Genomic DNA, 21,414 nt, shown 5'->3' on the forward strand with positions numbered 1-21,414 from the left:
TCGGTGGATCAGGGGGATGGTCTCTAGCGGGCGGTGCGGGGCATGCCGAGGCCACCCATGCAGGTCAGTTCCCGCATGACCTCGTTGACACCGCCGCCGAAGGTGATCACCACGTTGCGCTTGTTCATCATGTCGAACCAGCGCTGCAGCGCGGCGGTGTCGGGATCGGTGGGGTCGCCGAAACGGCCGAGCAGCTCCTCGACGATCCGGCCGACGTGCTGGATCTCCTCCGTGGAGAACACCTTCGAGGCCGCGGAGTCGCCCATCGACGGGTTCTCACCCATCGAGGAGACCTTCCAGTTGAGCAGCTCGTTGAGCCGGACGATCGCGAAGATCTCCGCGAGTCCGCGCCGCACCTCGGGCCGGTCCAGGTGGCGGACCCCGTCCGGGCCCGTGCCGCGGGCCCAGGCGGCCAGCTCGTCGTAGTACCCGCCCGGACGCCCGGACGGCGCGAGCATGACGCGCTCGTGGTTGAGCTGGGTGGTGAGCATCTTCCAGCCGCCGTCGACCTCGCCGACCACCATGTCCGCCGGGACGCGCACGTCGGAGTAGTAGGTGGCGTTGACGTGGTGGGCACCGTCGCAGGTGATGATCGGGGTGAACGAGAAGCCCGGGTCGGTGGTGTCGACGATGAAGATCGTCAGGCCGCGGTGCCGCGAGTCCGGGGTCCCGGTGCGGGCGGCCAACCAGATGTAGTCGGCGTGGTGACCGCCGGTGGTCCACATCTTCTGGCCGTTGATGACCCAGTCGCCGGTGGCCTCGTCGCGCTTGGCGGTGGTGCGCAGGGCGGCCAGGTCGGTGCCGGCGTCGGGCTCGGAGTAGCCGATCGCGAAGTGGATCGACCCGTCGAGGATGCCGGGGAGGAACTTCGCCTTCTGCGCCTCGCTGCCGTACTTCTGCAGGGTCGGACCCACGGTCTGCAGCGTCACCGACGGCAGCGGCACGTCCGCGCGCGTGGCCTCGTTGGTGAAGATCTGCTGCTCGATGTGGCCGAAGCCCTTCCCTCCGTACTCGGCGGGCCAGCCCACGCCCAGCCAGCCGTCGCGGCCCATGCGCTTGATGATCTCGGCGTACGTGTCGCCGTGGCGGGTGGTGGCGATGTCCGCCGCCTCCTCCGGCGAGATGAGCGTCGAGAAGTACTCGCGCAGCTCGGCCTGCAGTGCGCGCTGTTCGGGCGTGAGGTCGATGAACGCGCCGTCCCCCGCGGCAGCCGCGTCGGTGGCGGCGGGGGCCACACCGCCTGTCTCGATACTGTCGACCGGGTCCGCGGCGACCGCGGCACCGAGCGCGTCGAGGTGCAGCTGCGGGCCGCCGACGAACCGTGCCAGGTCCTTGACCGCCGAGGAGTACCGGAACATCGGGTAGGTGACGTCCACGCCCACCCCGCCGTGCAGGTGGTGCAGGATCTGGACGGCCCGCGGGCCCTCTGCCGCCAGCCAGTAGGCGCCGATCGTCGGGTCGGACTCGTAGCGGTCCCCGGACCCGGCCAGGCCCTCCGAGATCCGCCAGGACACGGACTGCGCGATCACGTGGAGCGTCTGCGAGACGATGTACACGTCCGCGAGCTCCTGTTGGACCGCCTGGAACGACCCCAGCGCCTTGCCGAACTGCTGGCGCTCCTTGAGGTAGCCGGCGGTCATGTCCAGCGCGCCGCCGACGAGACCGTCCCCGTGCGCGATACAGGCGGACAGGACGAGACGTCGGAACACCTCGAGGACGGGCTCCGATCCCGAGCCGCGCAGGACGTCGTCGTCGTCGACCTCGGTGGCCTCGAACCGCATCGCGTACTCGGGCACCCCCAGGGAGCCGAGGGTGGGCGTCAGGGTGACGCCCGGGGCGTCGGGGGCGACGACGACGAGTGCGGCGCCCTCGGACGTGGACACCGGCACGAGTACCGAACGGGCCTGGGCCGCATACCGCACCGACGTGGCGGTCCCGGTGAGCTTCCCACCGTCGAGTCGCACGGTGGGCTCGAGCGGCAGTGGGCGTCCGGGCTCGGCGACGGCGGCGGTGAGGATGCGGCCGTCCTCGATGCCCTCGAGAAGCCGGGCCTGCTGGTCGGGGGTGCCCAGCGCGACGATCGGAGCCACGCCGAAGCCCAGGGTCTCCAGGACGGGGATCACCACTCCGGCGCGGCCGACCTCCTCGAGCACCACCGCGATGTCGGCGGGCGTGAGGTCGTCCCCGCCGAGGGCGGAGGGCAGGCCCAGGGAGAGCAGACCGGACTCGGCGAACGCGGCCCACAGCCGCTCGTCGAAGCCGGCGTCGTCCACGCCCCGGCTGGGTAGCGCGGTGAGCAGTTCCTCGGCCGGGGCGGCCGTCGACAGTGCGCCGGCCACCGCCTCGGCGACGGCGGCCTGGGTCTCGGTACGGGTGAAGTCCACTGGGTCAGTCCTTAATCGGGAGGGGGTCGGTCACGTGCTCGAACTAGTCCCTGGGCAGGCCGAGGATGCGCTCGCCGACGACGTTGAGCAGGACCTGCTCGGTGCCACCGGCGATCGACAGGCAGCGGACCATGAGGAACTTGCGTCCCTGCTCGGTGAACTCGACGCCGCCGGTGCCGGTGAGCTGCAGGCCGAACTCGGCGATGTCCTGACGGTGGCGCACGCCCACGATCTTGCGGACCGAGGACTCGGCGCCCGGGCCCGAGCCTGCGAGGCTGCGCAGCGCGGTGCGCAGGTCGAGGAGGTTTCCGACGACGCCGTCGGCGACGTGCTTGCCGAACTCGTCGAGCACGAGAGCGTCGTCGGCCACACCGGCGGCGTTGATCAGCCCGATGATCTCCTCCGCCGCGTCGCCGAGCGACGAGCCACCGCCCATGGCCACGCGCTCGTTGGCCAGGGTGGTGCGGGCGATCTTCCACCCGTCGTTGACCGTGCCCACCTGGAACTCGTCGGGGACGAAGAGGTCCTCGAGGTAGACCTCGTTGAACAGCGCCTCACCGGTGATCTCGCGCAGGGGTCGCGTGCGGATGCCCTCGGAGCGCATGTCCACGAGGAAGTAGGTGATGCCCTTGTGCTTGGGGGCGTCCTTGTCCGTCCGGGCCAGGCACATCGCCCAGTCGGCCTCGCGGGCCAGGGAGGTCCACACCTTCTGTCCGTTGAGCTTCCAGCCGCCGTCGACCTTCTCGGCGGTGGTGCGCAGGGCGGCCAGGTCGGAGCCGGCGCCGGGCTCGGAGAACAGCTGACACCACCTGATCGCCCCGGCCATGGTGTCGCGCACGAGCAGGTCGGCGTGCTCGGGGGCCGCCTGGAGGATGGTCGGCACCGCCCAGCCACCGATGGTGATGTCGTGGCGGGTCACGCCGGCGGCCCCGAGCTCCTCGTCGATGAGGAGCTGCACGGCCGGGCTGGCACCGAGGCCCCACGGCTCGGGCAGGTGGGGCATGAACAGGCCCGTGTCGGCGAGGGCACGCTTGCGCTCGTCACCCTCGACCGCCGCGACCTTCGCCACCAACGCGCGGATGTCCTCCCGCTTGGCGTCGAGGCCCTCGATCTCCGACAGGTCGATGTCCAGGTGACGACGCTTACCCGCCAGCGTGAGCTCGGCCAGGGATCGCCGCCAGCGGGCGGAGCCGCCGATCGCCTGGCGCAGTGCGCCCGCCCGGCGCATGTAGAAGTGGGCGTCGTGCTCGAAGGTGAAGCCGATGCCGCCGAGGATCTGGATACAGTCCTGGGAGTTGCGCACGGCGTTGTCGAAGGCCAGGGCGCCGGCCACGGCCGCTGCGACGGGCAGCTCAGAGTCGCCGGCGAGCAGGTCCTCCGCGGCCGCGGCGGCGTCCCACGCCAGCGCACGGACCTGCTCGGTGCGGCACAGCATGTCGGCGGCGAGGTGCTTGATGGACTGGAACGAGCCGATCGTGCGCCCGAACTGCTCGCGGATCTTGGCGTAGTCGACCGCGGTGGCGAGCGTGTAGTCGGCGACGCCCGCGGCCTCGGCGGCGGCCAGGGTGACGAACAGCTGGTGGACGTGCTCGGTGGTGACGCCCGCGAGGACGCGGTCGGCCGGGATCGTCACGCCCTGCAGGCTGACGTGGCCGATCGACGCCGAGATGTCGTACGGGGTCGCCGGGGTGACGGTGAGCCCCGGCGTGCCCGCCTCGAGAAGCGCCCAGCGGGTGGCGCCGTCCACCTCGACGGGCAGCAGCAGCCCTCCGCCGGAGGTGCCGCCGTAGGCGACGCCGGGATCGCCGGTGATCTCCCCCGACCCGTCCAGGGTCGCGGTGCCGATGCCCAGGCACACCCCCACGGGCAGGCCGCCCTCGGCGATCGTCTCACCCAGCGCGCGGGCGACGGCTCCGCCTGCGCGCGAGACCAGGACACCGGTCAGCGCGGTGGACAGGACCGGGCCCGGCGCCATCCTCGCGGCGGCCTCCTCGAGCATGCACGCCAGGTCGACGATCTCGGCGCCGGCGCCACCGTGCTCCTCCGCGATCGCGACGCCGAACAGTCCGAGTTCGGCGAGCTGGGGCCACAAGGCCGTCCAGGCTTCCGGATCGTCTTCCTGGGCGCGTACCGTGGCCACGGGATCGGCGGACCTGGCCCAGGCCTTGATCGAGTTCTGGATCTCGGTCTGATCCGGGGTGGTGGCGATACTCACTGCTGGGCTCCTCGGGCGCTACGGGGGATCCGTACTCGTCGCGGGCCCGCTGACCCGCGCACTGCACGCCATAATAGAACGTGTTCTAGGTAACGTGTTCTAGAATGCACCAGCGGGGTCCCGAACGCACACCCGGGTCCCGCCCCAGACCGCCGGAATGCCCCGCCGACCCGATCCGACCAGCGCAGAAGGTGCCGCTTCCATGACCAAGAGCTCAGCCGAGACCGGTTCCGCCGCAGCCGCGTCGGATCCCGCCCCCCGGAGTGACGAGCCCAGCACGTCGTCGCAACGCGAGCGCCGTCGGCGGATCCTGGACGCGACCCTCGCCCTGGCCGCCAAGGGCGGCTACGAGGCCGTGCAGATGCGTGCCGTCGCCGAGAAGGCGGAGGTCGCGGTGGGCACCCTCTACCGGTATTTCCCGTCCAAGGTGCACCTGCTGGTCTCGGCGCTCGCCCGCGAGTTCCGTCGGCTCGACCAGCGCACCGAGCGGTCCGCCCCGCCCGGCGACACCGCGCAGGAGCGGATGAAGGTCGTGGTGGAGATGATCACCAAGTCCATGCAGCGCGACCCGAACCTCACCGAGGCGATGACGCGCGCCTTCATGTTCGCCGACGCCTCTGTGGCCAACGAGGTCGAGGAGGTCGGCTTCTACATGGACCGGATCCTCGCCCGCGCGATGGCCCAGGGCACCCCGGACGAGGTGCAGCTCTCGATCGCCCGGGTCGTCTCCGATGTGTGGATGTCCAACCTCGTGTCGTGGCTGACCCGCAGGTCGTCGGCCGCCGAGGTCGCCACCAGGCTCGGTCTCACCATTGATCTGCTGCTGGGCAGCGACGACTCTCCCCGCCGGGCCCGGATGCACACCGCGATCGGCAACGGCCACGACACAGACTCGGACTCCGACCCCGACGAGATCGGCGAGGGCAGAGACTCAGCCGTCTGACAGCCCGCCCAGAGCGGCACCGCAACCGCTCCCGCGGCTGGCGTCCCGCTCCCGCGCCTGACCGCCAAGACGGCCGCCGCTCCCGACGATGGCGTCTCGCCTGCCCATCGGGGCACGCGAGACGCCATGTCGAGGGGCGACGGGCCCGGGCGGTTGCGTCAGGGGCGGTCAGGGCACGACGACCGGCGGCACCGTCCGGACCGGCCCGGAGACGTCGGCGATCCACCGCAGCGGGCCCCGGCTCGGGTCCCAGCCGGTGAGCAGGTCGGCGACCTTGGCGGTCATCTCGCGGCCCAGGCGGAGGAACGAGCTCTCGGGCTGGTCGTCGACCTCCCCGAGGATCAGCCACCACGCCCAGGCCACCGCCCCGGCGTTGGCGACGAAGTCCGGCAGCACCGCGATCCCGCGGGCCGTGAGGTCGAGTTCCGCGTCGGCCGTGGTGGCGGCGTTGGCCGCCTCGACCACGATCGGTGCGGTGACCTCGGTGCAGTTGTCCGCGGTGATGGCGTACGAGACGGCGGCGGGCACGAGCACGTCCACGTCCATGCCGAGGATCCGGTCGCGGTCCAGCCGCTGCACCCGGGCGGGGACGGCCGAGCGGTCGATCTCCCCGAAGCGGTCGCGGGTCGCCAGCAGCGCCGGGACGTCGAGTCCCGCCGGGTCGTAGAGGGTGCCGGCGGCGTCGGCCAGTGCGACGACGCGCATGCCGGCCTCGTGGAGGTACCACGCGGCGCCGCCCCCCATCGTGCCCACGCCCTGGACGGCCACCGAGGTGCGCTCGATGTCCCAGCCCCGGACGTACGCCGCCGCGAGGCACGCCTGCGCGACCCCGTAGCCACCGATCACATCGCCGAGCAGCCCGCCCGGAACCCCGGCGTTCAGCCCGCGGAAGATCCGGTCGGCGGTGGCGGCGGGATCGGCCGACCGCTCGATCGCCGCGTGGTAGGACTGCCGCATCCCCAGTCGGGCGAACACCTCGTCGATCAGGTGCTGCGGGACGCCCAGATCCTCGGCGGTGACCCAGTGTCGGTCGAGGAACGGCCGCATGGCCTCGCAGAACCGGCCGAGCACGTCGATGGCGCGGGGGTCCTTGGGGTCGAAGTCGATGCCGCCCTTGGCCCCGCCGATGGGCAGGTCGAACGCCGCTGTCTTGCGGGTCATTCCGCGGGCCAGGTCCTCGACCTCGCGGAGGGTGCACCCGGCGCGCATACGGGTCCCGCCGGTGGCCAGACCGCCGACGAGGGTGTCGACCACGAGGTAACCCCGCGCCCCGGTCTCGTCGTCCTCCCAGTGCAGTCGCAGGTAGGGCTCACGGCTCGGCCGGGTGGCCCTCTCCGGAGCGGCGGGCACGGTCTGGGGGGCTGACCCGGTATGACCGGTGGTGCCCGGGATCTCGATGGACGTCATGGTGCTCGCCTCCTCGGCGACCTCGTCCGCCGGCGGGTCCGGCGGGGATGTCCCCAGCATGCGAGCAGGCGCCCCGGGGGTCCAGCGAGACTTCGTGGACCTGACCGTTCACTTTTCCTGCACGATGCGTCCGCGCGCTCCTACGCTCGGGGAATGGAGCCGTCACTGCACCGGCTACGGCTGCTCGCCGAGTTGGAGCGCCGCAGCACCGTCACCGCGGTCGCGGCCGCGCTGGGGTACACCGTCTCGGCCGTGTCGCAGCAACTCTCGTTGCTCGAGCGGGAGGCGGGGACCCCGCTGTTCGAGAAGCGGGGTCGCGGGCTCGCGCTGACCGAGGCGGGGCTCATACTGGCCGGGCACGCGCGGACGATCCTGTCCGCCGTGGAGGACGCCGGTCACGCCATGGAATCGGCCCGTGCGGGCGTCGGCACGAACCTCACCGCCGGGGTGTGGGCGTCGGTGGCCGTCACACTGCTGCCCGCCGGGATGCGGATCCTGGCCCGTGACCACCCGGGCATCGTGGTGCGGACCCGGGAGCTCGCCCCGGAGGACACCACCGGCGCGGTCCGGGACGGCTCGCTCGATCTGTCGTTCGTGCTGGACTACTCCAGCTACGTGATGGCGGACGTGACCGACCTGGTGCGGGTGCCCATCGCGAGGGAGGCACTGCACGCGGTCGTCCCCCGCGGCTTCGTGGACTCGACCCGCCTGTCGCTGGCCGACCTCGCCGACGCGCCGTGGGTCGTCGCGCACCCGCGGTCGCACTTCGGTCGCGCGGTGCGGATCGCCTGTCGCGAGGCGGGGTTCGAACCCGACGTGCGGCACGAGGCGGGCGAGCAGTCCACGGCGCTGTCCCTGGTCGCCGCGGGCCTCGGGGTCACCCTGGCCTCCGACCTCGGGCTGAGCACCTTCGGCGCGGACGTGGAGGTGATCCCCCTGACCGACGAGCTCACCAGGACGGTGTCGATCACCTATCGCCGTCGGGACGCCCGGCGGCGACCGCTGCAGGCGTTCGTCGAGGCGTTCACCGAAGGGGCGCGCGAGGTCGGCCTGGACCCCGCCTGACTCCGGCGCACCGATGCCGGGCCCCGCGCCCGCGGGACCCGGCATCAGTGCCCGGCTCAGGGCCGGCGCGCGAGGAAGTCCGGCCGCGGCGGGGTGCCCGCGAACGGCTCGGTCAACTCGTTCTCGACACTGTTGAACACGATGAACACATTCGCCCGGGGCAGCGGCGTGATGTTGCCGCCCGAGGCGTGCAGGGCGTTGCAGTCGAACATCGTCATCGACCCCGCCCCGCCCGTGAGCACGTCGAGACCGTGGCGCTCGTACATCTCGGAGATGTGCTCCTCGGACGGAACGCCGATCTTCGGCGACGTCGAGACGAGCGATTCCTTGTAGTAGTCCTCCGGCGTCTCCCCAGCGCACTGCACGTAGTACTTGTGCGTGCCCGGCATGATCATCAGGGGACCGTTGTAGGTCTCGTTGGGTGTGAGCGCCAGGGAGGCGCTGCACGCACGCGGCCGCGGCATCCCGTCCTCGGCGTGCCAGGTCTCGAAGTCCGAGTGCCAGTAGAAGGCGCCGCCGGCGAATCCGGGCTTGTAGTTGAGCCGGCTCTGGTGGACGTAGACGTCCGAGCCGAGGATCTGCCGGGCCAGGTCGATCGCGCCGGATCGCTCGACCGCCTCCCACACGACCTCACTCAGGTCGTGGACGTCGAAGATCGAACGGACGGCCTCGCTGCCGGCCTCGCGGATGATCCGGGGGTCGCCGGCCATCTGTGGATCGGATCCGATGCGGTCGATCTCGGCCAGGCAGGCGTCGATCCGCTGCCGGTCGAGTGCGCCCTCACGCTGGATGTAGCCGCGCTCGCCGAACTGGAGGACCTCGGGATCCTCGCTGCGTCCCCACAGGACGGGGTCACGGCGCTCGACGATCTCCGGTCGCCCGCTCACGCGGGACTGGTAGTCATCTACGGCAATGGTCATTACGACTCCTTTCTCTCCTCAGCCTGAAAACCCCGGCTGACTCGGGAAAAGCGAGGGGTGCCACCCCTCGCGGAGCCGACCGTATCCGTCGAGATGACCCCGGACAACCGCTCAGCCGCTGACGTATCCTCGACCTTTATCCACAATCGGGCCGGGGGTCCCGCCGCCGACCCACGTGCGCAGGTGGTCGAGGAACTGCCCGGACAGTGTGTCCCGCCACCCCACGACGTCGCCGGACATGTGGGGACTGATGTGCGCGCCGTCGAGGGTCCAGAGCACGTCACCGTCGGGGAGGGGTTCGACGACGAGGACGTCCAGGTGCGCCGAGAGCCTGCCCGTCCCGATCTCGCGCGTGAGGGCCTCCTGATCGACCAGCTCTCCGCGACCGACGTTCACCACGTGGGCGCCGTCGGGCAGGGCGGCCAGTTCCGCGGGGCCGAGCAGCCCCCGTGTGGCGTCGGTCAGCGGCGCCACCATGACGAGATGGTCCACGTCGCCGAGATGCTCGGACAGGTGCGCGGAATCCAGGACGCGGCCGAAGTCCTCGTCGTCGTCGCGCGGTCGACGTCCGGCCCCGCTGACGTCGAGCCCGACCGCCCGCAGTAGCCGCGCGGTGGCCCGTCCGATGCCGCCGGTGCCCACCACCAGGGCGCGCCGGCCGGCCACCCGGGTGGTCTCGCGGTGGCGCCACTGACCCGCGCGCTGCAGCGCCTCGGTCTCGTGGAGCCGTTTGTCGTGGGCCAGGACGCAGGCCAGGACGTACTCGGCGATCGGCCCGTCGAAGACCCCGCGGGCGTTGGTGACCAGCACGTCGGAGTCGCGCAGCTCGTCGAAGAGGAGCTTGTCCACCCCGGCGGCGGCCACGTGGACCCACCGCAGCGCGTCGGCGGCGTGCCAGGCGGAGGCCAGGGCGTCGGAGAAGATGTCCCACACCAGCAGGATCTCGGCCCCGGGCAGAGCCTGCGCGAGGGTGTCGGCCGTGCACTCGCGCACGTCGGCGAGCTCGCGGATCAGCGCGAGGGTGGTGGGGGGCTCGACGCCGTCCGCGGTGAGGACGACGACGGTCGGCCGGGTGCCCGGGTCGTGGTTGCCCGGAACATGGTGCGGCTGCGTCATGGCCCCACCGTAACGCGCCGACCCTCACGCGAACCAGGATCGTCGGATTGTTGACAATCGACCGTGGCGCGCCACACACTGGCACCCATGACCGCGCACCTGTCGCCCCATCTCAAGCAGGCCACGCCCGTCGTGGTGGACCACGCCCTCGGCTCGTGGATCCACGGCACCGACGGCCGCGACTACCTGGACTTCACGACCGGCATCGGCGTGACCAGCACCGGCCACTGCCACCCCGCCGTGGTCGCCGCGGCACGCGAGCAGTGCGGGAAGATCATCCACGCGCAGTACACGACCGTCATGCACCAGCCGCTGTTGGAGCTCACCGAGAAGCTGGGCGAGCACCTGCCCGAGGGGATCGACTCGGTCTTCTACGCCAACTCCGGATCCGAGGCAGTCGAGGCCGCGGTCCGGCTGGCCCGCATGGCCACCGGCCGGCCCAACATCGTCACCGTCCAGGGCGGCTTCCACGGCCGCACCGTCGCCGCCGCCAGCCTCACCACCGCGGGCACCCGCTTCTCCGCCGGGTTCTCCCCGCTCATGGGTGGAGTCGTGATGACCCCGTTCCCGCACGCCCTGCGCCACGGGTGGACGGAGGACGACGCGATCGACTTCGCGCTGGCCGAGCTCGACTACCTCATGGCCACCCGGGTCGACGCCCGCGAGATCGCGGCCTTCCTCATCGAACCCGTGCTGGGCGACGGCGGGTACATGGCCACTCCCCCGCGCTACCTGGAGGGACTGCGCGAGCGCGCCGACCGGACCGGCGCGCTGCTGATCCTCGACGAGGTCCAGGCCGGCATCGGGCGCACCGGCCGGTTCTGGGGTCACCAGCACACCGACGGGCTCGTGCCGGACATCATCATCACCGCCAAGGGCATCGCCTCGGGCTTCCCCATCTCCGCGATCGCCGCACCCTCCGCCCTCATGGCCAAGGCCTGGCCGGGGTCGCAGGGCGGCACCTACGGCGGCAACGCGGTCGCCGCGGCGGCCGGGGTCGCCACCCTCGGCGTGGTCGAGCGCGAAGGCCTGGTGGACAACGCCGCCGCCCGCGGAACCCAGCTTCTCGACGGGCTCCGGCGTACCCTCGGCGACGTGGGCGAGATCTGCGACATCCGCGGGACCGGGCTCATGCTGGGCGTCGAGTTCGGCGACGCAGGCGCGCCCGCCGGCAGCTCCGGTGCGCTCGAGGCCGCCCGCCTGGCCGCGGCGGTGCAGCAGGCGTGCATCGACGAGGACCTGCTCACCCTGACCTGCGGCCCGACCGGTTCGGTCGTGCGCCTCATCCCCGCGCTGGTGGTGACCGCCGACGAGGTGGACGCTGGTGTCGAGCGCTTCACCCGCGCCGTGCACCGGGTGTGCTACGGGGCGGCGTGACCTCCCACGTCGCACCGGACGCCCCCGGGCGGGCGCTCGTCGGCGCGCTCGTGGACGCGGGTCTGGCGCCCGAGTCGGACCCCCGCCGGATCGCCGAGTACTCCTACGACGCCTCGAACTACCGGGTCGTGCCCGCCGCCGTGCTGTTCCCGCGGTCGGAGAGCGAGGTCGCCGCCGCCCTGGCCGTGTGTCACCGGCTCGGGGTGCCCGCGACCGCACGCGGCGGCGGCACGTCGATGGCCGGGAACGCGATCGGCACGGGCCTGGTGCTGGACCTGTCCCGGAACATGAACCGGGTCCTCGAGGTGGACGAGACGGCGGGGACCGTCACCGCCGAGGCCGGCACCGTGCTCACGGCCCTGCGCGCGGCCGTCCACGCCGCCACCGGCGACCGGCTGACCTTCGCCCCCGACCCCTCGAGCCAGTCCCGCGCCTGCCTGGGCGGCGCGATCGGCAACGACGCCTGCGGCAACCACTCCGTACGCCACGGCCGGACCACCGACCACGTCGAGGCGCTCCGGATCGTCACCGCCGACGGCCTGCGCCTCACCGCCACCCGCACCGGCGTCGAGGCGACCGACCCGGCCGACCCGGCCGCCACCGCACGCGCCGAGCACCTCACCACGCACCTGCGGGACCTGGCCTCCGACCACCTGGCCGCCATCCGCACCGAACTCGGCCGCCTCCCTCGCCAGGTGTCCGGCTACCACCTGCGACACCTGCTGCCCGAGGAGGGCTTCGACGTGGCGCGGTCCCTCGTGGGCTCCGAGGGCACGTGCGCGATCGTCACCGCCGCGACCGTGCGGGCCGTCCCCCGTTCCGCGCGCACCGGGCTGGCGGTCGTGGGGTACGCCGACGTGGTGGACGCTGCGCGGGACGTGCCGGCGATCCTGAGACACCGCCCGACAGCCGTAGAGGGTATCGACGAGGTGATCGTCGCGACGATGCGGGAGCGGCGCGGCGCGGACTCGGTCGCCGAGCTGCCGCGCGGCCACGCGTGGCTGTTCGTGGAACTCGATGACGACGGGAATGACGACGACGAGGGTGACGACGACGAGGCCGGCGCCGGTCGTCGTGGGCTCGACGCCCGGGTGGCCGAACTGGCCGACGAGCTGACGCGGGACGGCCACGCCCTCGAGGTCCTCGTCGTGACCGATCCCGTGGCCCGCGCGGACCTGTGGCGCGTGCGTGAGGACGGCGCGGGGTTGAGCTCGAGACTGACCGATCCGGCGACGGGCGCGACCATCGAGTCCTGGCCCGGCTGGGAGGACTCCGCCGTCGCCCCCGAGCGCCTCGCCGACTACCTCGCCGACTTCCGGGAACTCCTGGCCCGGCACGAGCTCACCGGCGTCATGTACGGGCACTTCGGGGCGGGCTGTATGCACATCCGGATCAGCTTCGACCTGCGCTCGGACGCGGGCCGGGCCGTCATGCGCGCGTTCTGCACCGACGCCGCCCACCTCGTGGTGCGGCACGGCGGGTCGCTGTCCGGGGAGCACGGCGACGGCCGCGCCCGCTCCGAGCTGCTGCCGGTGATGTACTCCCCCGAGATGCTCGGCGCGTTCGCCCGCTTCGCCCGCGTCTGGGACCCCGCGGGACTACTGGCTCCCGGCGGGCTCACCGACACCCGTCCGCTCGATGCGGACCTGGCCCTGGCCGGGGTGGGCAGGCGCGACCTGGGCCTGCTCACGTCGCCGGACGGTGCCCACCCGGTCCAGGCCTGCATCGGCGTGGGCCGCTGCCGCACCACCTCCGGTGGCGTGATGTGCCCCTCCTTCCGGGCCACCGGGGACGAGAAGGACTCCACCCGCGGTCGGTCCCGCGTCCTGCAGGAGGTGGTCCGGGGCACCCTGCCGATCGACGACCCGGCGGTGGAGGAGTCGCTCGAACTGTGCCTCGCGTGCAAGGCGTGCTCCTCGGACTGCCCCACCGGCGTCGACATGGCCACCTTCAAGTCCGAGGCCCTCCACCGCCGCTACAGGCGTCGAGTCCGGCCGACGGCCCACTACTCACTAGGCCTGCTCCCCCTGTGGCTGCGCGGCACCGTCCGCGCGGCCGGGCCGATCAACGCCCTGCTGGGGACCCGCGCCGGCCGCGCCGCGGCACGGATGGGCGGCCTGAGCACCGAGCGCACCCTGCCCCGCTTCGCGTCCGCCCGTCAGCTGCGCGACGAGCTCGCCCGGGTCCCGGAGAGCGTGTGGACCGTCCGCGAACCGGCACCGGGGCGCACCTCCGCGGAGGTCGTGCTGTTCCTCGACTCGTTCACCCGCGGACTGCGCCCCGCGGTCGCCGGCGCCGCCGCCCGCGTGCTGGGCGGCACGCACACCTCCGTCGCCTGCACAGCCGACCAGTGCTGCGGGCTGACCCACGTCACCACCGGCCGACTCGACGCCGCACGCCGCACCATGACCTCGACCGCGCGCCGCCTCGACGCGATCCGCGGGCCGGGCGGGGAGGAGGTCCCCGTCGTCGTCGTCGAACCCTCCTGCGCCGCCACCCTGCGCGAGGACCTCCCCCGCCTGCTCGCCGACACCCCCCACGCTGCCGCCGCCCGCCGCGTGGCCGCCCGTGTCCGGTCCTCCGCCGACCACCTCGGCCGGCTCGCCGCCGAGGGCCGCGCCCCCGCGTGGCCCGGCGGCGCGCCCCCGGACCGCGTCACCGTCCAGACCCACTGTCACGAGTACGCGACCTTCGGCAACCGCGTCCAACGCGCCACGCTCACCGCCCTCGGCGTGGGCTCGGTCCGCGAGGCGACCGGCTGCTGCGGCGTCGCCGGCGACTTCGGCTTCACCGCCGGCCACGAGACCGTCACCGCGGCCGTCGCCGAACTAGCCCTCGCCCCCGCCCTGCGCGCCGACACCGACGCCCCCGTCCTCACCGACGGGTTCTCGTGCGCCACCCAGGTCGACCACCTCGGCGCCGGCGACCCCACCACGGGACCCGGCCGCACCGGCCGCCACCTGTTCGAACTGCTCGACCCCGACCCCCGTCCCGACCCCCGCCCCGCACCCACCAGGAGGCCCACATGACCCGCTCCGCAGCCGACATCATCAGTGCCCTCGGGACCGGCATCCACGTCGACGGGGCCTGGCGCGACGCCGCCTCCGGCGCGACGTTCGACGTGGTCAACCCCGCGACCGGTGAGGCGATCGCGACCATCGCCGACGGCGGGGCCGGTGATGCCGCCGCCGCGATCGAGGCCGCCGGTCGCGCCCAGCCGTCGTGGGCGGCGGTCCCCGCCCGCGAGCGGGCCGAGATCCTGCGCCGGGCCTACGAGCTGATCGTCGAGCGCGCCGACGAGCTGGCGCTGCTCATGACCACCGAGATGGGCAAGCCACTGGCCGAGGCGAAGGGCGAGGTGACCTACGGCGCCGAGTTCTTCCGCTGGTTCTCCGAGGAGGCCTGCCGCATCCGCGGCGACGCCCGCCGTTCCCCCGACGGCAAGACCCGGCTCATGGTCACCCACGAGCCCGTGGGACCGTGCATCCTCATCACCCCGTGGAACTTCCCGCTCGCCATGGCCACCCGCAAGATCGGACCCGCCATCGCCGCCGGCTGCACCATGGTCTTCAAGCCCGCCAACCTCACGCCGCTGACCTCGCTCTACGTGGTGGACCTCCTGCGCGAGGCGGGGCTGCCCGACGGCGTCCTCAACGTGGTGTGCACGACCGACGCCGGGGGCGTGGTGGAGCCGTGGATCGACTCCGGCATCGCCCGCAAGCTGTCCTTCACCGGATCCACGCCCGTCGGCCGCATGCTCCTCGAGCAGTGCGCGCGCGGGGTGCTGCGCACCTCCATGGAGCTCGGCGGCAACGCGCCGTTCGTGGTCTGCGAGGACGCGGACATGGACACCGCCGTCGCCGCGGCGATGGCCGCCAAGATGCGCAACATGGGCGAGGCCTGCACGTCCGCCAACCGGATCCTCGTGCACCGCTCGGTGCTGGACGAGTTCGGTCGGCGCCTGACCGAGAAGATGTCCGCCCTGACCGTGGGCGACGGCACCACCGAGGGCACCGACGTGGGCCCGCTGGTCGAGGAGAAGGCCGTCACCAAGGTCGTGGACCTGGTCGACGACGCCGTCGAGCGCGGGGCCGAGGTGCTGACCGGCGGCTCGCGCCTCGAGGGTCCCGGCTACTTCTACCCGCCCACCGTGCTCACCGGTGTCACCCCGGACGCCGAGCTGATGTCGACCGAGATCTTCGGCCCCGTCGCCGCCCTCGTACCGTTCGACACCGACGACGAGGCCGTCGCACTGGCCAACGACACCGAGTTCGGACTGGTCTCCTACGTCATGACCGAGAACCTCGACCGCGCCATGACCATGTCCGAGCGGCTCCAGGCCGGCATGGTCGGCATCAACGTCGGCGTGGTGTCCAACCCGGCCGCCCCGTTCGGCGGCATCAAGCAGTCCGGGCTGGGGCGCGAGGGCGGGCTCAGCGGGATCGAGGAGTTCGTCGAGACCAAGCTGGTCGCGATCCCCGTGCGCTGAGCCGATTCACACTGAGCCGACCCGCGCCGGGCCGGCCCTCCTGCTCCCCTAGCCGGTGCGGACGCGGCCGGCCCGGCGGTGACGCTCGGCCTCGGTCATCCCGCCCCAGACGCCGTACAACTCACGCTGGGCCATCGCGTGCTGACGGCACGCGTCGATGACGGGACACTGCCCGCAGAGCTTCTTGGCGGCGGCCTCCTTGCGGCGCCGCGTCGACTTGGCCTCGTCCTCCGAGTTGTAGAAGAGGTCCGGGATCTCGCGGCACATCCCGGAGTCGGCCCACGCCCACCGATCGTCGAGTCTGGTCATCGCTGTCTGCATCATGGTTCCCCTCGCCGTCCGGTCCAGCTTCCGATGTCCCCGGGGGATTCGGCACACCCCCAGGGGTGGGATGGGTCACAACTGCTAATGTCCCTTCATGAAGGTCCGGGTCTCGGTGGTCAACGACTACTCGCTGGTCGTCGCCGGTGTGGAGGCCCTGCTGGGTCCGTACGCCGACCGGGTGCACGTGGTGCCGACCCATCACGCGACCGACGTCGCCACGCCGGTCGACGTCGCCCTGTTCGACACCTTCGGCTCCGGCCCCGGGTGGCAGCAGCGGTGCGCCGAACTCGCCCGTGACCCGCAGATCGGCGCGGTGGCGGTCTACTCGTTCATCACCGATCCGAAGGCCGTCGACGAGGCGCTGGCGGCCGGGGCCCGGGGTTTTCTCGCCAAGTCCCTGATCGGGGACGAGCTGGTCAGCGGGATCGAACGCATCGCGGCCGGTGAGCGCGTCACGGTGATCGACCGGGAGGACTCCGGGCCGGCCGCGCCGTGGCCCACTGGCGGTGTGGGCCTGACCCCCCGGGAGGCGGAGATGTTGGCGCTCATCACCCAGGGTCGGTCGAACGAGGAGATCACCGCGGCCTGCTACCTGTCGATCAACACCGTGAAGTCCTACATCCGGGACGCCTACCGCAAGATCGGGGTGACGACCCGGCCGCAGGCCGTGGCGTGGGCACTGCGCAACGGCCTCGGGTCGAGCCACTGACCGCCGTGCCCTGACCGCCCTCCCCTGAGCTACGCGCCCTCGCTGACCCTGGCCAGCCCGTCCCGCATGTGGTCGACGAGCAACGACCGGGCCCGGAGCCGATCACCGGAGCGCACCGCGTCCGCGATCGCCCGGTGCTCCGCGAGCCTGGACGCGGCGTCGGTATAGGTGCTGCGCATCGCGTGGAGGCACATGCTCGTCTCCACCACCACGGTCTCGTGCACCCGCGACAACCGCGGGCTCCGCGCGGCCTCCACCAGCGCGTGGTGGAAGTCCAGATCCGCCGCCACCATGGCCGCGGACCGGGGTTCGTCGGCCAGCGCCGCCATCGCGTCGACGGCCGCGTCGAGGGCGTCGGCCGTGGCCTCCCCCAGACCCAGTTCGAGCACCCGCTCCAGAGCGCCGGTCTCGATGGTCGTCCGCAGCAGGTACATGTCCTCGACGGCGTCGGGCGTCAGGTCGGCGACGAACAGTCCGCGGTTGCGGTGCGAGACGAGCAACCCCTCCTGGGTGAGCCGCTGCATCGCCTCGCGCAGCGGGCCGCGACTCACGCCGAGCGAGCGTGCGAGAGCGGCCTCGCCGAGCTGCGTCCCGGGGGCCAGGGAGCCGTCCGCGATGCCCCTCCGGAGAGCGCGTGCGATGAGGGACGGCGTCGACTCCTGGACGACGGGTTCCAGTCCCGCGGTCGAGTCGATCACGGCCGACCGTCCCCCGGACGCCCCGCCGCGTGGACCCGCGGGGTGGGCACGACCTGACCGAGCGCGGCTTCGAGTGCGGCACCGACCCGGACCACCAGTCGGTCCTCGAACCGCGCACCCACCACCTGCAGCCCCACCGGGAGGCCCGCGTCGGTCGTCCCGCAGGGGACGCTCAGCGCCGGCTGCTGGGTCATGTTGAACGGATAGGTGTACGGCGTCCACGACGTCCAGTCGGGACTGTCCCAGCCCGGCGGCACGTCCGATCCCACGGCGAAGGCGGCGATCGGCGTGGTGGGCGTGATGAGGATGTCGTGGGCTTGGTGGAAGTCGGCCATCCGCGCGCCCAGGGCCATCCGCACCGCCACGGCGTCGAGATAGTCGGCGGCGGAGTAGTCGTGGTACCGCCCCAGCGCCTCGCGCATCGACGGGTCGACGTGGTCGACGGCGCCCGGCCCGTGGGGCGCGAGGACCGCGGCGAGTCCGGCGAACCACAGGACGTGGAACGCGTCGACCGGATCGGTGATCCCGGGGTCGACAGTCTCGACCCGCGCCCCCAGCGATTCCAGCACGGCGACCGCGCGTCCGACCTCCCGCTCGACCTCCGGGTCGGTGGTACCGAAACCGAGGTCGGGGCTGTACGCGACGCGCAGGCCCTCGAGTGGGCGGTCCCCGCGCGAGCCGTCGACGGCCGCGGCGAGGTACCCGCCCGGACCGGGGGTCGTCGCGCGCGCCGGCACCGCCGACCAGTCGCGGGGGTCCGGACGCAGCAGGGTGTCCATGAACGCCGCCGTGTCGGCGACCGTGCGGGTCATCGGCCCGGCGTGCGCGAGCGTGCCGAACGGGCTGGACGGGAACATGGGGATCACGCCGTAGGTGGGCTTGAGCGCCACGATCCCGCAGAACGCGGCGGGGATGCGTACCGACCCGCCACCGTCGGTGCCCAGCGCGAGCTGGCCGAGCCCGGCGGCGACCGCGGCCGCCGCCCCGCCGCTGGATCCGCCCGGGGTGAGGCCCGGGTCGTGCGGATTACGGGTGATCCCGGTGAGCGTGTTGTCCGTGACCCCCTTCCACGCGAACTCCGGGGTGGTGGTCTTGCCGATCACCACGCACCCGGCCTCGCCGACCGCCGACGTGACGGGGGCGTCGTCGGGCCACGAGGCGGGATCGGACGCACCGGGCTTGTCGGCCAGGAGGCGGGAACCCCGGAGCGTCGGGACGCCGCGGGTGTAGAAGATGTCCTTGATCGTGGTGGGGACGCCGTCGAGCGGGCTGAGCGGTTCACCTCGGCGGTACCGCTCCTCGGACGACCGCGCGGCCGTCAGCGTCGCGTCACGGTCGACGTGACAGAAGGCGTTGATCTCGCCGTCGACCCGATAGATCGCGGTGAGCACCTCCTCGGCGGCATCAACCGGGGAGAGTTCGCCCCGGCGGTAGCCGTCGGCCAGTTCGAGGGCCGTGTGCGACAGGGTCATCGGCGCGCCTTCCATGGAACCGTCTGATTGTCGACAATCCTACAGGCGACCGGGGCACGGTCAAGCGTCTCGCCACACGGCGCGGGTCACCGTTCGAGGACGGCCTTGAGGAACGTGCGTGTCCGGTCCTGCTTGGGATCGGTGAAGATGGCCTCGGGGGTGCCCTCCTCCACGATCTTGCCCTGATCGAACACCAGCACGCGGTCGGCCACGTCGCGGGCGAACCCCATCTCGTGGGTCACGATGAGCATCGTGATGTCGGTGGACTCGGCGATCATCCGCAACACGCCGAGCACGTCGGCGACCAGCTCGGGATCGAGAGCCGAGGTGACCTCGTCGAGGAGCAGGATATCGGGATCCATCGCCAGCGCCCGGGCGATGGCGACCCGCTGCTGCTGCCCGCCCGACAGCGTGGTCGGGTGGGCGTTCTCCTTGTCCGCGAGACCGACCGTGTCGAGGAGCTCACGTGCCCGCTCCACCGCCTCCCCCTTGGACCGCCCCAGGACGTGGATCTGCGCCTCGGTGATGTTCTCGAGCACCGTCATGTTGGGGAACAGGTTGAACTGCTGGAACACCATCCCGATCTTCGAGCGGACGGCGCGCAGGTGCTTCTGGGAGGCCTTGACCAGCTTGTCGCCCTTGAACTGGTGGGTCAGGGGTTCGCCCTCCACCCAGATCACGCCGTCGTTCGCCTCCTCGAGGGTCATCAGCAGGCGCAGGATCGTCGTCTTGCCCGACCCGCTGGGGCCGATCAGCGCGACCCGCTCGCCCCGCTGCACGGTGAAGTCGAGGTGGTCGAGGACCACGTGGTCGCCGAACTGCTTGACCACCTTCTCGAACACCACCATCGGCGACTCGCCGCCTGTCGGCGTGCTCGGCCGCGTCGGCGTGCTGGGGTCAGTAGACAAGGGACTTCTCCAGTCTCCGGATGAGGATCGAGGTCGGGTAGCTCGCGAGCAGGAAGATCACCCCGGCGAGGGTGATGGGCTCGAGGTACTGGAAGTTGCGGGCGCCGTACTGCTGCGCGGCGGTCACCATCTCCACCACCGTGATCGCGAACAGGAACGGGGTGTCCTTGAACAGGGAGATCGCGTAGTTGCCGAGCGCCGGGACCGTGTTGCGGATCGCCTGGGGCAGGACGACGGCACGCCACGTGCGCCCCGCGGGGAGTGACAGCGCCCGGGCGGCCTCCCACTGCCCGGTCGGGACCGCGTCGATGCCCGCGCGGTACACCTCCGCCATGTAGGTCGCGTAGTGCACGCCGATCACGGCTATGCCGATCTGCAGCGCGGTGAACTGCGGGAGCAGGAAGTACGCGAACAACAGTTGGACGACGAGCGGGGTCAGGCGGATGAACTCGGTGACCAGGCGCAGGGGCACGGTGATCACGGCGGGCGCGGCGCGACGCACCATCGCGACGAGCAGTCCCAGCACCGCGGCGATGAGGAAGCCGACGACGGTGGCCAGCAGCGTGATCCGGAACCCCTCCAGCAGGATCGGGATGCTCTCGATGGCGCGTTCCCAGCTCCAGTCGACGCTCATCGGCCCACCCCCACTGCCTCGTTGACCCGTTCGGGTCGCAAGCTGAGCACCTCACGGAGCGACGGCCCCGCCCCCAGTCGGGACTTCGCCCGGACCTCGAGGAGATTCATGAACAGGGTGAGGACGTACGCGATGACGAAGTAGAGGATCAGCCCGACGCCGAAGGCGAACACCGTGTCGCCGGTCACGCGGCGCAGCTCCCCGATGTGGAAGGTCAGGTCCTGCAGCAGGATGAAGCTGGCCAGGGCGCTCCCCTTGAGGAGCTGGACCAGGAGGTTGTTCAGCGGCGGGATCATCTGCACCCACGCCTGCGGGAAGACGACCTTGGACATGCGATGCCAGGGCGAGAAGTTCAGGGCGACCGCGGCCTCCTTCTGCGGGGTCGGGACGGCGGCCAGCGAGCCACGGACCACCTCGGCGGCGTACGCGCCGTAGTTGAGTCCCAGCGCCAGGATTCCGCAGAAGAGCGGATCGAGTTCGTAGCCGAGCAGCGGCAGCACGAAGAACAGCCAGAACAGTTGCACCAGCAACGAGGTGCCCCGGAAGAACTCGACGATCGTCCTCGACACCCCGCGGATCACCATGAGGCGGGACCCGGCCGCCACGCCGAGGACCAGCGCCATGGCGAAGCCCAGCGCCGCACCGCCCAGTGTCAGATAGATGGTGGTGACGATGCCTTCCTGGAAGCGGGGCCACGCCTCCAGGAAGGCCTCGATGTTACTTTCCACGGTCGTTCGTCACCGGACTCCGTGC

17 protein-coding genes and 1 pseudogene are annotated in these 21,414 nt (G+C 72.1%); 6 read left to right on the forward strand and 12 right to left on the reverse strand.

Translation table 11 applies throughout. The annotated features are described in order from the left end of the window. Positions 1-23 precede the first annotated feature (23 nt). From AC3DEV_RS03430 to AC3DEV_RS03440, 3 genes and pseudogenes are all read right to left on the reverse strand, one after another. Positions 24-1,235, reverse strand: coding sequence for an acyl-CoA dehydrogenase family protein (locus AC3DEV_RS03430; RefSeq protein ID WP_396468144.1), 1,212 nt, complete (start codon positions 1,233-1,235; stop codon positions 24-26). Between the two features lie 108 nt (positions 1,236-1,343). Then, positions 1,344-2,384 (reverse strand): annotated as a pseudogene (locus AC3DEV_RS03435) (acyl-CoA dehydrogenase family protein); the annotation flags it as partial. Between the two features lie 43 nt (positions 2,385-2,427). Further along, positions 2,428-4,599, reverse strand: coding sequence for an acyl-CoA dehydrogenase family protein (locus AC3DEV_RS03440; protein ID WP_488371305.1), 2,172 nt, complete (start codon positions 4,597-4,599; stop codon positions 2,428-2,430). Between the two features lie 202 nt (positions 4,600-4,801). Here AC3DEV_RS03440 and kstR point away from each other — a divergent pair, with 202 nt between their 5' ends. Continuing rightward, entirely contained in the window at positions 4,802-5,542 is a 741-nt protein-coding gene (gene kstR, locus AC3DEV_RS03445) for a cholesterol catabolism transcriptional regulator KstR (RefSeq protein ID WP_396467993.1), read from the forward strand. Positions 5,543-5,710: 168 nt separating this feature from the next. Here kstR and AC3DEV_RS03450 read toward each other — a convergent pair whose 3' ends face one another. Next, entirely contained in the window at positions 5,711-6,949 is a 1,239-nt protein-coding gene (locus tag AC3DEV_RS03450) for a Glu/Leu/Phe/Val dehydrogenase dimerization domain-containing protein (RefSeq protein WP_488371486.1), read from the reverse strand. A 153-nt stretch (positions 6,950-7,102) separates the two neighbouring features. On the opposite strand from AC3DEV_RS03450, the gene AC3DEV_RS03455 reads away from it, so the two are divergent. Beyond that, on the forward strand, positions 7,103-8,014 hold the full coding sequence (locus AC3DEV_RS03455; RefSeq protein ID WP_488371306.1) for a LysR family transcriptional regulator: 912 nt from the start codon (positions 7,103-7,105) through the stop codon (positions 8,012-8,014). Between the two features lie 56 nt (positions 8,015-8,070). On the opposite strand, the gene thpD is transcribed toward AC3DEV_RS03455, so the two are convergent. Together thpD and AC3DEV_RS03465 are read right to left on the reverse strand one after the other, a co-directional pair. Next, a complete protein-coding gene (gene thpD / locus AC3DEV_RS03460; RefSeq protein WP_182635158.1) occupies positions 8,071-8,934 on the reverse strand; it encodes an ectoine hydroxylase in 864 nt (287 codons plus the stop codon). Positions 8,935-9,045: 111 nt separating this feature from the next. Beyond that, complete coding sequence (locus AC3DEV_RS03465; protein ID WP_488371307.1) at positions 9,046-10,050, reverse strand: D-2-hydroxyacid dehydrogenase; 1,005 nt, start codon at positions 10,048-10,050, stop codon at positions 9,046-9,048. A gap of 87 nt (positions 10,051-10,137) precedes the next feature. Between AC3DEV_RS03465 and AC3DEV_RS03470 the strand changes: the two genes are divergently transcribed. From AC3DEV_RS03470 to AC3DEV_RS03480, 3 genes are read left to right on the forward strand one after another with little or no spacing between them, the layout of a single operon-like run. Beyond that, positions 10,138-11,427, forward strand: a complete 1,290-nt coding sequence (locus AC3DEV_RS03470; protein ID WP_488371308.1) for an aspartate aminotransferase family protein — start codon at positions 10,138-10,140, stop codon at positions 11,425-11,427. Further along, positions 11,424-14,456 (forward strand): FAD-binding and (Fe-S)-binding domain-containing protein, encoded by a 3,033-nt coding sequence (locus AC3DEV_RS03475; protein ID WP_488371309.1) that lies wholly within the window; start codon positions 11,424-11,426, stop codon positions 14,454-14,456. The genes AC3DEV_RS03470 and AC3DEV_RS03475 overlap by 4 nt, the downstream gene beginning before the upstream one ends. After that, positions 14,453-15,916: an NAD-dependent succinate-semialdehyde dehydrogenase gene (locus AC3DEV_RS03480; protein WP_488371310.1), complete on the forward strand. Its 1,464-nt coding sequence runs from the start codon at positions 14,453-14,455 to the stop codon at positions 15,914-15,916. The genes AC3DEV_RS03475 and AC3DEV_RS03480 overlap by 4 nt, the downstream gene beginning before the upstream one ends. Positions 15,917-15,964: 48 nt before the next feature. Here AC3DEV_RS03480 and AC3DEV_RS03485 read toward each other — a convergent pair whose 3' ends face one another. Continuing rightward, positions 15,965-16,237, reverse strand: coding sequence for a WhiB family transcriptional regulator (locus AC3DEV_RS03485; protein ID WP_167507195.1), 273 nt, complete (start codon positions 16,235-16,237; stop codon positions 15,965-15,967). A 97-nt stretch (positions 16,238-16,334) separates the two neighbouring features. On the opposite strand from AC3DEV_RS03485, the gene AC3DEV_RS03490 reads away from it, so the two are divergent. After that, positions 16,335-16,949, forward strand: coding sequence for a helix-turn-helix transcriptional regulator (locus AC3DEV_RS03490; protein WP_096906087.1), 615 nt, complete (start codon positions 16,335-16,337; stop codon positions 16,947-16,949). Positions 16,950-16,978: 29 nt separating this feature from the next. Here the strand turns inward: AC3DEV_RS03490 and AC3DEV_RS03495 are convergent, their stop codons facing one another. The 5 genes from AC3DEV_RS03495 to ehuC all read right to left on the reverse strand — a co-directional run bounded on the left by AC3DEV_RS03495 (position 16,979) and on the right by ehuC (position 21,389). Beyond that, positions 16,979-17,647 carry a GntR family transcriptional regulator gene (locus AC3DEV_RS03495; RefSeq protein WP_067711672.1) on the reverse strand — a complete coding sequence of 223 codons (669 nt, stop codon included), beginning with the start codon at positions 17,645-17,647 and terminating at the stop codon, positions 16,979-16,981. After that, positions 17,644-19,119 (reverse strand): amidase, encoded by a 1,476-nt coding sequence (locus tag AC3DEV_RS03500; protein ID WP_256820029.1) that lies wholly within the window; start codon positions 19,117-19,119, stop codon positions 17,644-17,646. The genes AC3DEV_RS03495 and AC3DEV_RS03500 overlap by 4 nt, the downstream gene beginning before the upstream one ends. An 86-nt stretch (positions 19,120-19,205) precedes the next feature. Further along, on the reverse strand, positions 19,206-19,967 hold the full coding sequence (gene ehuA / locus AC3DEV_RS03505) for an ectoine/hydroxyectoine ABC transporter ATP-binding protein EhuA (protein WP_096906089.1): 762 nt from the start codon (positions 19,965-19,967) through the stop codon (positions 19,206-19,208). Positions 19,968-20,016: 49 nt separating this feature from the next. Further along, entirely contained in the window at positions 20,017-20,661 is a 645-nt protein-coding gene (gene ehuD, locus AC3DEV_RS03510) for an ectoine/hydroxyectoine ABC transporter permease subunit EhuD (RefSeq protein ID WP_182633759.1), read from the reverse strand. After that, positions 20,658-21,389 carry an ectoine/hydroxyectoine ABC transporter permease subunit EhuC gene (ehuC, locus tag AC3DEV_RS03515; RefSeq protein ID WP_067711660.1) on the reverse strand — a complete coding sequence of 244 codons (732 nt, stop codon included), beginning with the start codon at positions 21,387-21,389 and terminating at the stop codon, positions 20,658-20,660. Before ehuC ends, ehuD begins: the two co-directional genes overlap by 4 nt. Positions 21,390-21,414 lie beyond the last annotated feature (25 nt).

The organism is Dietzia sp. IBK-p2-15D (genome assembly GCF_057773105.1).